Origin of the sequence: Bradyrhizobium neotropicale (assembly GCF_001641695.1) — a bacterium.
GTDB classification, from domain to species: Bacteria; Pseudomonadota; Alphaproteobacteria; order Rhizobiales; family Xanthobacteraceae; genus Bradyrhizobium; species Bradyrhizobium neotropicale.
Window position 1 is genome coordinate 220,367 of sequence record NZ_LSEF01000037.1, and the last position, 14,165, is coordinate 234,531.

The 14,165-nt window shown below is 65.9% G+C and carries 13 protein-coding genes, 1 other RNA gene and 1 pseudogene; 4 read left to right on the top strand and 11 right to left on the bottom strand.

What is annotated here, in order from left to right; genetic code table 11:
- Window positions 1-2: 2 nt before the first annotated feature.
- The 7 genes and pseudogenes from mraY to mraW form a co-directional block, all read right to left on the bottom strand.
- Complete coding sequence (gene mraY / locus AXW67_RS11550; protein WP_027556890.1) at window positions 3-1,106, bottom strand: phospho-N-acetylmuramoyl-pentapeptide-transferase; 1,104 nt, start codon at window positions 1,104-1,106, stop codon at window positions 3-5.
- 151 nt (window positions 1,107-1,257) lie between these two features.
- Window positions 1,258-2,637 (bottom strand): UDP-N-acetylmuramoyl-tripeptide--D-alanyl-D-alanine ligase, encoded by a 1,380-nt coding sequence (locus AXW67_RS11555; RefSeq protein WP_063677972.1) that lies wholly within the window; start codon window positions 2,635-2,637, stop codon window positions 1,258-1,260.
- Window positions 2,634-4,091, bottom strand: a complete 1,458-nt coding sequence (locus AXW67_RS11560) for a UDP-N-acetylmuramoyl-L-alanyl-D-glutamate--2,6-diaminopimelate ligase (protein ID WP_063677973.1) — start codon at window positions 4,089-4,091, stop codon at window positions 2,634-2,636. The genes AXW67_RS11555 and AXW67_RS11560 overlap by 4 nt, the downstream gene beginning before the upstream one ends.
- A gap of 85 nt (window positions 4,092-4,176) precedes the next feature.
- The gene (locus AXW67_RS11565) at window positions 4,177-5,931 is read right to left on the bottom strand and encodes a peptidoglycan D,D-transpeptidase FtsI family protein (protein ID WP_063677974.1); all 1,755 of its coding nucleotides are present in this window, start codon (window positions 5,929-5,931) and stop codon (window positions 4,177-4,179) included.
- Window positions 5,928-6,320, bottom strand: coding sequence for a cell division protein FtsL (ftsL, locus tag AXW67_RS11570; protein ID WP_063677975.1), 393 nt, complete (start codon window positions 6,318-6,320; stop codon window positions 5,928-5,930). The genes AXW67_RS11565 and ftsL overlap by 4 nt, the downstream gene beginning before the upstream one ends.
- Window positions 6,321-6,323: 3 nt before the next feature.
- Window positions 6,324-6,916, bottom strand: a 593-nt coding sequence (gene rsmH / locus AXW67_RS43940; RefSeq protein ID WP_245315525.1) for a 16S rRNA (cytosine(1402)-N(4))-methyltransferase RsmH, incomplete at its 5' end; no start/stop codon positions are given.
- 1 nt (window position 6,917) lies between these two features.
- Window positions 6,918-7,307, bottom strand: a pseudogene (gene mraW / locus AXW67_RS43945) (16S rRNA (cytosine(1402)-N(4))-methyltransferase); the annotation flags it as partial.
- A gap of 512 nt (window positions 7,308-7,819) precedes the next feature.
- Here mraW and AXW67_RS11580 point away from each other — a divergent pair.
- On the top strand, window positions 7,820-8,596 hold the full coding sequence (locus AXW67_RS11580) for an N-acetylmuramoyl-L-alanine amidase (RefSeq protein WP_035688262.1): 777 nt from the start codon (window positions 7,820-7,822) through the stop codon (window positions 8,594-8,596).
- Window positions 8,597-8,752: 156 nt separating this feature from the next.
- Here the strand turns inward: AXW67_RS11580 and AXW67_RS11585 are convergent, their stop codons facing one another.
- Both AXW67_RS11585 and AXW67_RS11590 read right to left on the bottom strand, forming a co-directional pair.
- Window positions 8,753-9,985 carry an RNA polymerase sigma factor gene (locus AXW67_RS11585; protein ID WP_063678052.1) on the bottom strand — a complete coding sequence of 411 codons (1,233 nt, stop codon included), beginning with the start codon at window positions 9,983-9,985 and terminating at the stop codon, window positions 8,753-8,755.
- Window positions 9,985-10,338 carry a YciI family protein gene (locus AXW67_RS11590; RefSeq protein ID WP_027556882.1) on the bottom strand — a complete coding sequence of 118 codons (354 nt, stop codon included), beginning with the start codon at window positions 10,336-10,338 and terminating at the stop codon, window positions 9,985-9,987. Before AXW67_RS11590 ends, AXW67_RS11585 begins: the two co-directional genes overlap by 1 nt.
- Before the next feature lie 150 nt (window positions 10,339-10,488).
- Here AXW67_RS11590 and rnpB point away from each other — a divergent pair.
- An RNA gene (gene rnpB / locus AXW67_RS11595) (RNase P RNA component class A) lies at window positions 10,489-10,917 on the top strand.
- A gap of 99 nt (window positions 10,918-11,016) precedes the next feature.
- Here rnpB and AXW67_RS11600 read toward each other — a convergent pair.
- Complete coding sequence (locus tag AXW67_RS11600) at window positions 11,017-11,475, bottom strand: DUF983 domain-containing protein (RefSeq protein ID WP_082907858.1); 459 nt, start codon at window positions 11,473-11,475, stop codon at window positions 11,017-11,019.
- Between the two features lie 49 nt (window positions 11,476-11,524).
- Here AXW67_RS11600 and AXW67_RS11605 point away from each other — a divergent pair, with 49 nt between their 5' ends.
- Window positions 11,525-12,901: an aminotransferase-like domain-containing protein gene (locus AXW67_RS11605; protein WP_063677977.1), complete on the top strand. Its 1,377-nt coding sequence runs from the start codon at window positions 11,525-11,527 to the stop codon at window positions 12,899-12,901.
- Window positions 12,902-12,908: 7 nt separating this feature from the next.
- On the opposite strand, the gene AXW67_RS11610 is transcribed toward AXW67_RS11605, so the two are convergent.
- Entirely contained in the window at window positions 12,909-13,166 is a 258-nt protein-coding gene (locus AXW67_RS11610; RefSeq protein ID WP_063678053.1) for a hypothetical protein, read from the bottom strand.
- 230 nt (window positions 13,167-13,396) lie between these two features.
- Between AXW67_RS11610 and AXW67_RS11615 the strand changes: the two genes are divergently transcribed.
- Window positions 13,397-14,140 carry a sulfite exporter TauE/SafE family protein gene (locus AXW67_RS11615; protein ID WP_063678054.1) on the top strand — a complete coding sequence of 248 codons (744 nt, stop codon included), beginning with the start codon at window positions 13,397-13,399 and terminating at the stop codon, window positions 14,138-14,140.
- Window positions 14,141-14,165: the final 25 nt, after the last annotated feature.

The following is a 14,165-nucleotide window of genomic DNA, read 5'->3' on the forward strand; positions in this document are numbered from 1 at the left end:
CGTCACCGCAGCTTCAGCGTCGACAAGCCGGCGAGCGCCAGCATCACCGAGATGATCCAGAAGCGGATCACGATCTGCGGCTCGGTCCAGCCCAGCTGCTCGAAATGGTGATGGATCGGCGCCATGCGGAAGATGCGCTTGCCGGTGAGCTTGAACGACACGACCTGCACGATGACGGAGACCGCCTCGAGCACGAACAGGCCGCCGATCACCGCAAGCACGATCTCGTGCTTCACCGCGACCGCGATCGCACCCAACATGCCGCCAAGGGCCAGCGAGCCGGTATCGCCCATGAAGATCGAGGCCGGCGGCGCGTTGAACCAGAGGAAGCCGAGGCCGGCACCCAGCAGCGCGCCGCAAAGCACCGTGAGCTCGCCGGTGCCGGCGACATATTTGATCTGGAGATAGTCGGCGAACACCGCGTTGCCGGCCAGATAGGCGATCATGGCGAAGCTTGCGGTCGCGATCATCACGGGCACGATGGCAAGGCCGTCGAGACCGTCGGTGAGGTTCACGGCATTGCCGGCGCCTACGATGACGAAGGCGCCGAACACGACGAAGAACCAACCGAAATGCAGCACCGTGTCCTTCAAGAAGGGAATCGTCAGCGCGGTCGACGCGGGATCGCGGTTCAGCCGCACCAGCGCATAGCAGGCGACCAGCGCGATGATCGCCTCGATCAGTAGGCGCAGCTTGCCGCCGAACCCGCTCGTCGTCTGCTTGGTCACCTTGAGGTAGTCGTCATAGAAGCCGACGAAACCGAAGCCGAGCGTCACCGCCAGCACGATCCAGACGTAAGGATTGAGCGGATTGGCCCACAGCACCGTGCCGACCGTGAGCCCGGACAGGATCATCAGCCCGCCCATGGTGGGCGTGCCTTTCTTGGCAAGATGCGATTGCGGGCCGTCGGTGCGGATCGGCTGCCCCTTGCCTTGGCGAATGCGCAGATGATCGATGATCCAGGGCCCGAACAGGAACACGAACAGCGCGCCGGTGACGATCGCGCCGCCGGTACGAAACGTGATGTAGCGGAAAACGTTGAGGACGGTGCGCACCGCACCAAAGCCCGGAAAAGTATTGGAGAGCTCGATCAGCCAGTAAAACATTCAGACGGTCCTATGGCGCCAGTGCACGCCGCCTTGCTGGACGTGCTTCACGCGCATTCGCGGGTCTTCATCATGGGTCGGGCGACCTCTCAGAAACCGAACGGCTTCGCGCCGCGTATGGCGGGAACGGGAACGGAGCCTTCCAAGCAGTTTACGCCTTTGCCTGCAAGGCGGCCACTAGCCCTGGGACAAACTTGTTGACCCAGAACATCTTCTTGCTGCCCTTGACAACCACGACATCGCCTGCCTTCAGGAGCGCCGCAACGTCGGTCGGCCTCAGCGTGGCGGGGTCATCGTGCCAGCCGAGGCCTTTGCCCGCCGGTAGCTCGTCGTAGAGGTGGCGCATCAGCGGACCGACGCAGTAGACGCCGTCGATGCCTTTCAGATATTGGGCAAGACCGGTGTGATAGGTCGGCGCGTCGCCGCCCAGTTCCAGCATGTCGCCGAGCACCGCAATGCGGCGGCCACCGCTCATGTTGCGCGCCTCGAGGCTTTGCAGCGCCGCGGCCACGCTGGCCGGATTGCCATTGAAACTGTCGTCGATCACGGTGATGCCGCCGACGGCCTGCTCGACACCGCGGCCGGTCATGATGCCGACGCGGTCGAGCTTTATCGCAAGCGTCACGACGTCGAGATGCGCGGCATGGATCGAGGCGAGCGCGGCCAGCGCATTGTAGACGCGGTGTGGCGCGCCGGGGGTGAGGCTGAATGCGATCTGCTTCCTGCCGATCTCGGTCACGATCTGCCAGCTCTCGCCATGCGGCGCATGGGTGAGTTCGCGCACTTCGGTGCCCTCGCCGAATCGCACGACCTTCCCCTTCCATTCGGGCGCGGCGATCCCGGCCGGCAGCACCAGCACGCCATTCTCCGGCAGCCCCAGTGCGATCGACACCTTCTCGCGCCGGATCGCCTCTAACGAGCCGAGCTTCTCCAGATGCACGGGCTGGACATTGACGACGAGCGCGACCGTCGGCTGCGTCAATTCGCTGAGCCGCGCGATCTCGCCGACCTGGTTCATGCCCATCTCGACGACCCAGAGGCTTGCATCGGGCCGCGCATTGCACAGCGTCAGCGGCACGCCCCAGAAATTGTTGAAGCTCGAGGGGCTCGCATAGGCGTTCGGATAGGCCGCGAGGAATTCCTTGGTGCTGGTCTTGCCCGCGCTGCCAGTGAGCCCGATCACGGGCCCCGCAAAGCGCGCCCGTGCGGCGCGCGCCAGCCCCCACAGGCCGTCGATCAGCGTGTCCTTCACGATGATCTGCGGAATGCGGATGCCCGCGATCTCGTGCGGCACGATCATCGCGACGGCGCCGCTCGCTTCCGCCTTGTCGGCAAACTCCCAGCCGTCGCGTGCGCTGGCGAAGGCCGAGATGAAGCCGCCGCTCGGTGTGCCGCTCAGCGCAACGAACAGGCTGCCCGGCTTCACCAGGCGGCTGTCCTGGGTGACGAAATCGATTGGCGTATCGGGGAAAGACCCTGCAACGCCCAGCGCACGCGCCACGTCTGCAACCGTCCACAGTGGCGCGCTCATGCAACCCTCGACGCTAATGCGGCGGCAACCGCCTCGTGATCACTGAACGGCAGCACCTCGCCGCCGACGATCTGTCCGGTCTCGTGCCCCTTGCCGGCGATCAGCAGCGCATCGCCGGCCTCGAGTTCATCGATCGCGGCGCGGATCGCAGCGGCGCGATCGCCGATTTCCCTGGCGCCCTTTGCGGTGGCGAGGATAGCGGCGCGAATGGCTTCCGGCTTCTCGCTGCGCGGATTGTCGTCGGTAATGATGATGCCGTCGGCGTTCTCCGCCGCGATCTCCCCCATGATCGGACGTTTGCCGACGTCGCGATCACCGCCGGCGCCGAACACGACGATCAACCTGCGCTTGGCGTAGGGACGCAGCGCTTGAAGCGCTTTCGCCAGGGCATCCGGCTTGTGCGCGTAATCGACGAAGATCGGCGCACCGTTGCGCTCGCCGACGCGCTCGAGCCGGCCCTTGGCGCCTTCGAGATGTTCGAGGCTCGCGAACACATTCACTGCATCACTGCCGGTGCCGATCGCAAGGCCGGCCGACACCAGCGCATTCTCGATCTGGAATGCGCCGACCAGCGGGAGGCGGACCGAATAGGGCTTGCCGCGATGCTCGATCGCAAGCTTCTGCGAAAAGCCCTCGACCTCGACATCGACGAGGCGAATGCCCTCGCCTGCACCATCGCCATTGCGGCCGACCGCCATCACGCGCAAGCCGCGCGTCTTCGCCGCGCCGATCGCCTCCGCCGAACAATCGTGGTCGGCCGAGATCACGGCCGCGCCGCCCGGCGGGATCAACTCGCGGAACAAACGCAGCTTGGCCGCGAGGTAATGCGCGACGGTCGGATGGTAATCCATGTGGTCGCGAGAGAGATTGGTGAAGCCGCCGGCCGAGACACGGACGCCGTCGAGACGATACTGGTCGAGCCCGTGCGAGGACGCCTCGAAGGCGAGATGCGTGACGCCCTCGCGCGCGATCTCGTCGAGCTGCCGGTGCAGCGCGATCGGATCGGGCGTCGTCAGCGAGCCGTAGACGGTGCGCTTGGGCGAGACGAGGCCGATGGTGCCGATGCTGGCGGAGGCATGCCCCAGCCGTTCCCAGATCAGCCGCGTGAACGCCGCGACCGAGGTCTTGCCGCTGGTGCCTGTCACCGCCGCGATGGTGGCGGGCTGCGCCGGGAAGAATTTCGCCGCAGCCAGCGCCAGCGCGCGGCGCGGATTGGCGGCTGCAATGAACGGCACCTTGCAGGCGACAGGCGCATGATCGCCGACCACCGCCGCCGCGCCGGACGCAATCGCGGCGTCGATAAAGCGCGCGCCGTCCGTCTTGCTGCCGGCCAGCGCGAAGAAGAGGTCACCATGCCTGACCATGCGGCTGTCGAGCGCGAGCCCCGTCACATCGAGGCCTGAGAGGGCGGGCTCGATTGCGGCATCATTGCCTAGGAGATCACGCAGCTTCATGGTGTTCCAGTCGACAGGCCCCGCCGGAACGCCAGATCTTCAACAAAAGACCGACTCAGCACCGGCAATGGACCACCCCGGTTGATTACTGGGTTGTCCTGGATGCTGCAAGAATAAGGCGGTCCGCGGGCGGCAGGTCGAAGCGAGGCTCGACTCCGAGCAGTGGCGCGATACGGGCGATGACCTTGCCCCCCGTCGGCACAGCGTTAAAGCCCGACGTGATGAAACCATACGTTTCCGGCAACGGCTGAGGCTCGTCCAGCATGACGAGAATCTGATATTTTGGATCGTCGGAGGGCATGATTGCGGTGAAGGAGTTGAGCACCCGCTTCTTGGCATAGCGGCCGTTGATGACCTTCTCGGACGTGCCGGTCTTGCCGCCGATATAGTAGCCGGGAACATCGGCCTTCTTGGCGGTGCCGATCTCGGCGTTGAGCCGCATCAGATAGCGCATCTTTTCTGAGGTCTCGGGCTTGATCACGCGCTTGGCCATCGCCGCTGCTTCTGCTTCGCTGCGCTTGAGGAACGTAGGAGGAATCAGGTAGCCACCGTTCATCAGGGCGTTGATGCCCATCACCGCCTGCAGCGGCGCCACCGACAGTCCCTGGCCGAACGCGATGGTCACGGTGTTCAGCTCGCCCCAGTGGCGCGGCACCAGCGGTGCAGCGCTCTCTGGCAACTCGGTACGCAACCGCGTCAACTGGCCCATTTTGGCAAGGAACGCCTTGTGCGCCTCGACGCCCTGGCCGAGCGCGATCCGCGCAGCGCCGATATTGGAGGAGTAGGTGAATACTTCCTTGGTGTTGATGAAACGCCCGAGCATGTGGCTGTCATGGATGGTGAACTTGCCGTAGTGCAGGTTTCCGCGTGCATCCCACATCGAGTTCAGGTTGATTTTGCCGGAGTCGAGCGCCATGGCAAGCGTGAACGCCTTGAAGGTCGAGCCCATCTCGTAGACGCCGGTGGTCAGGCGGTTGATGCGGTCGGGGTCGTGCGCTTCCTTCGGACTGTTCGGATCGAAGTCCGGCAGCGAGACCATCGCCACGATCTCGCCGGTCTTGACGTTGGAGATGATGCCCGAGGCCGCCTTGGCGTGGAACTTCTCCTTGGCCTTGAGCAGCTCGTCGCGCAGCGCGTGCTCGACGCGCAGGTCGACCGACAGCTCGATCGGCTTTTGCAGCCGGTCGGTGGCAAAGCCGGCGCGGTGGAGATCGGCGAGGCCCTGATTGTCGAGCCACTTCTCCATGCCGGCGATGCCCTGGTTGTCGATGTTGACGAGACCGATGAGGTGGGCGACCTCGTTGCCGGTCGGATAGACGCGCTTGTTCTCGCGGAAGAAGCCGATGCCGGGAATGCCGAGCTTGTGGATGTCCTGCTGCTGCTTCGGCGTGATCTCGCGCTTGAGCCAGACGAAGCCCTTTCGCGACGACAGGCGCTCACGCACCTCGGCCTCGTCGAGATCCGGCACGGTCGCGGTCAGAAGCTCGATCGCCTCGTCCTTGTCGATGATGCGGCGCGGCTCGCCGAACAGACTCGGCGCCTTGACGTCGGTCGCAAGGATCGCGCCGTTGCGGTCGACGATGTCGGGCCGCGCAGTCGCAACAACGTCCTGCGCCGCGGCGCGGCGCGCGCTGTGGGCGTCGGCGCCGATCGCGAACATCACGAGGCGGCCGCCGATCAGGGCATAGATCGAGGCGAAGGCGAGGATGGCAAGCCCGACACGCGCGCGGGCCTTCGCGGCGCGATCGACGTTGCGCCCGTAGAGCAGGCTGCGGATCAGCCGCTGCCGCCAGGGTTCAGCCGGTTTATTGGTCGGTTTCGCAGACGTCGCCGGGCTCATTGCTTGTCCTCGGGCTGAGGCACGGAGCCCGTCACCGTGTCGGCATCGCTGGCGGCTTCGATGGTGTTGATCATGGAACCGATCGGATCCGGCTCGCCCGGCCTGAACAGGCGCGGCGGACGCTCCGGGAGGGTCTTGAGCGAGTCATACTGCGTGGCGTTGATCGGCTTCAGCGGCAGATGCCGCTCGGCGAGACCCTGCAGGCGCAGCGGCGCGTCGAGCTTGGCCCATTCGGAGCGCAGCGAGGCAATCGCGTCGCGCTGCTCCCGGATCTCCGCATGCAGACGCAACACCTTCTCGGTGCGGGCGGTGGAGTCCATCTTGATCCGGTAGACATAGGCCGCCGCGAAGATCAGCGCCCCGATGACGAGGAGGTGGATGATGCGCATGCGCTAGCCACCTTTCATCACGTCGGCGAGGCTTGGCCAGGACGACGGCTCGCCGTCCTCATGCGCGGGCGCAGCCGTGCGCTCGGCGGCGCGCAGCTTGGCGGAGCGCGCGCGCGGATTGTGCGCGACCTCGTCCTCGCCGGCCACGACCGGCCGCCGCGTCAAAAGCTGGAAGCTCGGCGTGACCTGCGCGATCTCCGGCAGATGCCGCGAGCCGCCGCCGGTCTTGGCGCGCTCGGAGAGGAAGGTCTTGACGATGCGGTCTTCCAGCGAATGGAACGAGACGACCACAAGCCGCCCGCCGGGCCTGAGCACGCGCTCGGCCGCGGCCAGCGCGGTCTTGAGCTCGTCGAGCTCTTCATTGACGAAGATGCGCAAGGCCTGGAACGTCCGCGTGGCCGGATGAATGTCGCCGGGCTTCGAGCGCACGACCTTTGCAACGATATCGGCGAGCGCGCGCGTGGTGGCGATCGGCGTCTCCTGCCGCGCCGCGACGATGGCGCGCGCGACTCTGCGCGAATGCCGCTCCTCGCCGAACAGATAGATGATGTCGGCGAGATCGCCTTCCGAGGCGCGCGCGACGACATCGGCGGCCGNCGCCTGCCCCATCCGCATGTCGAGCGGACCATCGAGGCGGAACGAGAAGCCGCGGCCGGCCTGGTCGAGCTGCATCGAGGACACGCCGACGTCCATGACGACGCCGTCGACGGCATCGACGCCTTGCGCGGCGCAGACCTCGGCGAGATTGGAGAAGCGGTCCTCGACCAGCGTCAGCCGGCCCGCGGCGCGCGCGACCAGCTCGGCACCGCCGGCAATCGCCGTTTGGTCGCGGTCGATGGCGATCAGCCGTGTTTCCGCGACGTCAAGGATGGCGCGGCTGTAGCCGCCGCCGCCAAAGGTGGCGTCGACATAGATCCCGCCGGCGCGCGGCGCGAGCTGATCGACCGCCTCGCGGCCGAGAACGGGAATATGAGCAGCCGACGTCATGCGCCACGCCTGCCGAGCAGCCATGCAACAACGAGGGCGCGCAAACCCATGACGTCTCGAATTGTTCCATGTCGCGGCGGTTCCACGACCAAACCCTTGTACAGCACGCTCGCCAGCCCCGATCGTCAAAGGCCGCAAACCCTGTGTTCCCAGTGGAATTTGTCGGGCAGCCATGGGATTTCGAGCCAAAAACGCTTTGGCCGCCTCCGGACGCGGGTCGGCTCTTCACCACTCAGTAACGGCCCTTAGCGTTAAGAAAGCGTTGATCGGACCGATTACAAGTTGAGAAGTCCCATTCTGGTGATGCTTCATCCACACACAAGGCGCAAAATGCGACCGTTAACCGCGCCGCGCGATTGCGTGCAGCGGTAGGTAAAGGAATAGTAAAGAGAAGGGCTTGGCCCACGTTCCTGTCCGACCTGAGTTGTTCAATGCCGTCCGGTTCGTCCGCGTCATCTGGATCTGATTCGAAACGTCAGCGCGTTCTCCCGGTTCCCAAGGCCGCGGCGGGCATGAGAACGTTCGATCCGGATTCCTCGATCGTCTCGGACATCATCCCCTCGCCCAATCATGGCGAGCGCAACAAGGGACGGCAGCCGGACATGATCGTGCTGCACTACACCGGCATGCCCGACGTCGAGGGCGCGTTGGCGCGCCTTTGCACCGCCGGCACCGATGTCTCGGCGCACTATGTCGTGCTGGAGGACGGCCGCATCGTGCAATGCGTGCCGGAGGCGAGGCGCGCCTGGCACGCCGGCGTCTCGTCCTGGGCCGGCGAGGAGGACGTCAACTCCTGCTCGATCGGCATCGAGATCGTCAATCGCGGACACGACTGGGGCTATCCGGAGTTTCCGCTGCGGCAGATCGCGGCCGTGATCGCGTTGTGCCGCGGCATCATGCTTCGCCGCAAGGTGCCGGCGCACCGCGTGCTTGGCCATTCCGACGTCGCGCCCGCGCGCAAGAAGGATCCCGGCGAAAAATTCCCGTGGCATTCGCTGGCCAATTCCGGCGTCGGTCACTGGGTCACGCCTGCGCCCGTCGTGCGCGGGGAGAGCCTGATGCTCGGCACCATCAGCGACGAGGTGCTGAGCCTGCAGCAGGCGCTCGCAAAGTACGGCTATGGCGTGCCGCTGACCGGCAAATACGACGCCGCGACGATGGAGGTCGTCACCGCCTTCCAACGCCACTTCCGCCCGGCGCGACTCGACGGCGTTGCGGATCATTCGACGCTGTCGACATTGCAGGCGCTGCTGGCGAGCTTGCCACCGGAGGGGACGGCGGTCGCGTGACGGCGAAGGCCGCCCCCCGTCATTGCGAGCGCAGCGACTTAGTAGACCCTCACCCTGATGAGCGCGCTCTTCGCGCGCGTCTCGAAGGGCGAGGCCACCAGACGGACCCTTCATCCTTCGAGACGCGCGTTCCGCGCTCCTCAGGTGAGGAACCGACTATCCCAATTCCTTCATTCGCCGCGCATAGAGCCGTCGCAACGGCTCGAGCTGCGTCGCCTCCGTCGCAACGACATACGCCTCGTGCGCCTCTTCCTTCCGGCCGAGCCGTCGCAACAAATCCGCCCGCACCGCGGGCAGCATCTCGTAGCCATCAAGCCCGCCCCGCGCCGCGATCGCGTTGACGAGATCGAGCGCACGCGCCGGCCCATCGACCATCGAGACGACCGCAGCATGGTTGAGCTCGATCACCGGCGAGGGGCTGATGCGCAGCAGCACCTCATAGAGGCCGGCGATCTGCGGCCAGTCGGTTTCCGCGTAGCTCGGCGCGCGGGCATGCAGCGCCGCGATCGCGGCCTGCACAGCATAGGGTTGCGGCCGGCCCGGCACGCGCAGCGCCTCATCCACCAGGCGCAGGCCTTCCTCGATCTGGGCGCGATCCCACAGCGTGCGGTCCTGCTCTTCGAGCAGCACGATATCGCCGGCCGATGTCGCACGGCCGGCGCGGCGCGAGTCGTGGAGCAGCATCAGGGCCAGGAGGCCCTTGATCTCGCCGCGACCCGGCATCAGCCGGTCGAGCAATCGAGCGAGCCTGATCGCCTCTGCCGCGAGATCGGGCCGCATCAGGTCTGCGCCTGACGTTGCGGCGTAACCTTCGGTGAAGACCAGATAGATCACGGCGAGCACGCCGCCGAGCCGCGGCTCCATCGCCGCGCGCTCCGGCACCTCATAGGGAATGCCGGCAAGCCGGATCTTCTGCTTGGCGCGGACGAGCCGCTGCGCCATCGCCTCTTCGCTGACGAGGAAGGCCCGCGCGACCTGCATGGTGGAGAGGCCGCAGACAGTGCGCAGCGTCAGCGCGACCTGGACCTCGGGTGCGAACGCCGGATGGCAGCAGGTGAAGATGAGCCGCAGCATGTCGTCGTCGAGCGTCGTCGGCGGCTCGTCGGGCGCCTCTGCATTCAGTTCGAGCTCAAGCACCAGAGCCTGCTGCTTGCCGCGGAACGCCGCGCGGCGGCGAATGCGATCGATCGCCTTGTTGCGCCCGACATTGACAAGCCAGGCGCGTGGATTGTCGGGCACCTCGCCCACCGACCAGCGCTCCAGCGCGACGGCAAAGGCATCCTGGAGCGCGTCCTCGGCGAGATCGAAATCGCCGACGAGGCGGATCAGCGTGGCCGTGGCCCGCCCCGCCTCGTCGCGAAAGATCTTGTCGATGTCGGAGACAGAGATCACTTGTCGTAGATCATGACCGGCCGGACCTCGATCGACCCGTCCTTGGCGCCGGGAATCCGCGCTGCCATCCCGATGGCGGCGTCGAGATCCTTGGCCTCGACCAGATAGTAGCCGGCGAGTTGCTCACGGGTCTCCGCGAACGGACCATCGGTGGTCATGATCTTGCCGTCGCGAACCCGCACGGTGGTCGCGGTCGTGGTCGGCTGAAGCCCGTCGCCGGCCTTGAAGTTGCCGCTCTGGACGATGGACTGCGTATAGGCGCCGTACTCCGCCGACAGCTTCTTGCGGTCGGTCGGGTCCATCTTGAGCTTCTCCGCTTCGTTCCCATAGATCAGCAGCAGATACTGCATGGCTTAACTCCTGTTGTTCGGCTAGATCGCCGACATCCGGTCGAACGGGGCAAACACCAAACGACATCTTCAGGATAAATTATTTTCGCCCGCGCGTGCCCGGCGATATCGCCTTGACGAAACCGTCACAAATGGCTCATGCGTAGGGCGTCAGTCGGCCGGACGGCCGCTCCGGCAAGTGTCGAAAGGCCGCCGGGGAGGAAAGTCCGGGCTCCCTTGACATGCGGTGCCGGATAACGTCCGGCGGGGGCGACCCCAGGGAAAGTGCCACAGAGAACGAACCGCCCTGCTTCGCCTTCCGGCTTCGCAGGGCAAGGGTGAAAAGGTGCGGTAAGAGCGCACCGCGGTTCCGGCAACGGAGCCGGCACGGCAAACCCCACCGGGAGCAAAACCGAATAGGGACGGCTTAAGCGGGCTGTTCGCTTTGAGCGATAACGCCGCGGGGCGATGTCAGGCCCGCCGTCCGGGTAGGTTGCTCGAGGCAATGTGCAAACATTGTCCCAGAGGAATGGCCGTCACGTATCGCCTGCGCAAGCCGGCGGTGCCCTACAGAACCCGGCTTACAGGCCGGCTGATGTGCAATGAGGGGTTCGATGCCGACGCATCGGACCCCTCACCATTTTCGACACCGTCATTTCCGGGGCTCGCGCTTCGCGAGTTCCGGAATGACGGTGTCGGTTACTGCCGCGCCGCCTTCACCAGCACTGGCGCAAGCTGGGCCGCCTCGCGCCGCTGCTTGCCGGCCTCGAAGCCGTGCATGCCGATCTGCCATTGCAGGCCGACGATCGCGCCCTTGGTCGGCTGCAGCAATGCGAGCGAGGCGAACAGCGTGACGGGCAGCCATACCGCAAGCTGCAGCCATACCGGCGGCGCATAGGCGGTCTCGATCGCGAGAATCGCCGGCACCACGAGATGGCCGACCACGACGATCACGAGATAGGCGGGGAAGTCATCGGCGCGGTGATGAAACAGCTCCTCGCCGCAATGGTCGCAGGTGTCGGCCACCTTCAGGAAACGGCCGAACACGTGCCCTTCGCCGCAGTTCGGGCACTTGCCGCGAAAACCGCGCCACATCGCCTTTGCCAGAGAGACTGAACCGGTCGCCATGACCACACCTCTTCCGTTTTGACGATCCATACAATAATATCTTGTATCCATACATTCAAAGGATTTGGGTCGAGCTTGCATGGATTGGATCCCTACAATCGCGGAGCTGAGCGGGCCGCGCTACCAGCGCATCGTCGATGCCATGGAGGCCGACATCGCCGCGGGCCGGCTGGCGCGCGGCCAGCAACTGCCGACGCAGCGCGCGCTCGCCAAGGCGCTCGACATAGATCTCACGACGGTGACGCGCGCCTATACCGAGGCGCGACGCCGCGGGATTCTCGAGGCCCGGGTCGGACAGGGTTCGTTCGTGTCGGAAACCAGCGCGCGCCGCGTCGTCGACCTGCCGCATCCGGTCGCGATCGACCTTTCGATGAACGTGCCGCCGCATCCGCTGGAGGCGCAGCTCGACGAGCGCATCATCGCGGGACTGGAGGCGATCCGCGAGCAATCGGGGCTGACCGCGTTCCTGAACTATCAGCCGCCCGGCGGTAGCGCGCATGAGCGCGAGGTCGCCGCGAGATGGTTGCGCGCCCGGGTCCCATCTGCACATGCCGACCGGCTCGTGATCTTTCCCGGCGCGCAGACCATTCTGTTCAACGTGCTCGCGCATCTCGCGCGGCCCGGCGATGTCGTGCTGACAGAGGCACTCACCTTCCCCGGCATCAAGGCGGCCGCAGCCCAGCTCGGCGTGAAGCTCGTCGGCGTGGCGATGGATGAAGGCGGTATCCTTCCGGACGCGCTTGCAAACGCGTGTCGCGAACACAAGCCGAAAGCCGTCTACCTCATACCAACGCTGCACAACCCGACGACTGCGACGCTCACCAGCGAGCGGCGGGATGCGATCGCAAAAATCGTTCGCGATGCCGACACGATCTTGATCGAGGATGACGCCTACGGGCTGCTGGATCGATCGGCATCGCCGATCGCCAACCTCATTCCGGAGCGGACGTATCTCGCAACCACGCTGTCGAAATGTATCGCACCGGCGCTGCGCGTCGCCTATCTGTTGGTGCCCGACAGTGGCGCCGAGCAGGACATGCGCGGCCATCTGCAGGCCACGGTGCAGATGCCGGCGCCGCTGATGGTCGCGCTGGTGACGCATTGGCTCGAGAACGGTATTGCCGACCGCATCATCACCGCCATCCGCAACGAGGCGATCGGCCGCCAGCAGCTCGCACAACGCGCGCTGAGGGGCCTTCAGTTCCTGGCGCGGCCCGCCGCCCACCATCTGTGGCTGCGACTGCCTGAAGGCCGCGACCGGCTCGACGTCACCGCCCATCTGCTGCGCAACGGGCTCGCCGTCATCGCCAGCGACGCCTTCGTCGTCGACGGAATGCCGCCGCACGCGGCACGCGTCTCGCTCGGTGCCGCGCGCAACCGGCCTGAATTGACGGAAGCGCTACGTATCCTGATCGGCGCGCTGCACAAGCCCGCCGAGATCAGACAGATCGTCTAGCAAGCGACTAATGGTGGCGACGATGGCGGGAATGCACGACCGGAGCGCCTGGCGCGGGGTAAGACGCGTAGGCATCGGCCGGTATGCCCGGCTGGCCGAGCGCCGCGCGTGCCGCCGGCGTGAGCTGCCCGCCGTTGAGCACGTCACGATCGGGATGAGCGGCCTGATAGGCCGCAGGCTCCGAGAGCTGGGCCTGCGCCAATGTCGGCATCAACGTCGCCGCGGACAACAGCGCGGCCGCAAGGGCTATCTTCGTGCCGGTCATGGTCATTCTCCATCGTCTCCTTCGGGACTGGCCAATCGGAGCGCACGGCGGCGTCGGGCGGGTCCCCCAGATTGAAGTACGACCGTCATGTAGGCACATCCCTCGCGAAAGCCCGAGTGCCGGGGATCGCGCTTGCGTGCGGTATGGAATTGACCTCTACGGCCGCAGCCGTGCTATGCGGGGATGGCGATCAAGAGTTCGGGATCGCCAATTACGACAAGGAAAATCTGTTGGAAACGCTCACCTATGCGCTGCTGCTGTTCGGCGCGCTGGCCGGCGGCTTCGTCTCGGGACTGGCCGGATTCGGCACGGCGCTGATGGCACTCGGCATCTGGCTCTACGTGCTGCCGCCTTCGCTCGCGGTGCCGCTGGTCCTGATCTGCTCGGTGATCGCCCAGACCTCGACGCTGCCGTCGATGTGGAAGAGTTTTGACCTCTCCCTGGTCTGGCCGTTCCTGATCGGCGGGCTTGCCGGCGTGCCGCTGGGAACGATGATGATCGCCTCCGCCGATCCCAAGGTGTTCAAGCTGAGCGTCGGCATCCTGCTTCTGATCTTTCCGACCGCGCTGTACCTCAACAAGAAGCCGCTTGCCGTCAGGTTCGGCGGCCGCATCGCCGACGGCGCGATCGGCTTTGCCGGCGGCATCCTGGGTGGGCTCGCGGGACTCTCGGGACCGCTGCCGATCCTGTGGGCCAACTTACGCGGCTGGAACAAGCACGAGCGGCGCGGCATCTTCCAGCTCTTCAATTTCACGGTGCTCGCAACTGCGCTGGCGGTGCAGATGGCCTCGGGCCTCGTCGCGCTGAAGGTTGCCTGGCTCGCGCTGATCGCGTTTCCCGGCACGCTCGTCGGCGCATGGGCCGGCGCGCGTGTCTATCACGCGCTCAGCGACAAGCATTTTGGCGGCGTCGTGCTCGGGCTGTTGTTCCTGTCAGGCGTCGGCCTTGTCTGGAACAGCTTTGGCGCGCACTAGCCCTGTGCGCGCCATGCCGCGGACA

Bases quoted from the DNA above. Each gene is read 5' to 3' on its own strand.
- mraY (WP_027556890.1), bottom strand. From the start codon at position 1,106: ATGTTTTACTGGCTGATCGAGCTCTCCAATACTTTTCCGGGCTTTGGT.
- AXW67_RS11555 (WP_063677972.1), bottom strand. From the start codon at position 2,637: ATGAGCGCGCCACTGTGGACGGTTGCAGACGTGGCGCGTGCGCTGGGC.
- AXW67_RS11560 (WP_063677973.1), bottom strand. From the start codon at position 4,091: ATGAAGCTGCGTGATCTCCTAGGCAATGATGCCGCAATCGAGCCCGCC.
- AXW67_RS11565 (WP_063677974.1), bottom strand. From the start codon at position 5,931: ATGAGCCCGGCGACGTCTGCGAAACCGACCAATAAACCGGCTGAACCC.
- ftsL (WP_063677975.1), bottom strand. From the start codon at position 6,320: ATGCGCATCATCCACCTCCTCGTCATCGGGGCGCTGATCTTCGCGGCG.
- AXW67_RS11580 (WP_035688262.1), top strand. From the start codon at position 7,820: ATGAGAACGTTCGATCCGGATTCCTCGATCGTCTCGGACATCATCCCC.
- AXW67_RS11590 (WP_027556882.1), bottom strand. From the start codon at position 10,338: ATGCAGTATCTGCTGCTGATCTATGGGAACGAAGCGGAGAAGCTCAAG.
- AXW67_RS11600 (WP_082907858.1), bottom strand. From the start codon at position 11,475: ATGGATCGTCAAAACGGAAGAGGTGTGGTCATGGCGACCGGTTCAGTC.
- AXW67_RS11605 (WP_063677977.1), top strand. From the start codon at position 11,525: ATGGATTGGATCCCTACAATCGCGGAGCTGAGCGGGCCGCGCTACCAG.
- AXW67_RS11610 (WP_063678053.1), bottom strand. From the start codon at position 13,166: ATGACCGGCACGAAGATAGCCCTTGCGGCCGCGCTGTTGTCCGCGGCG.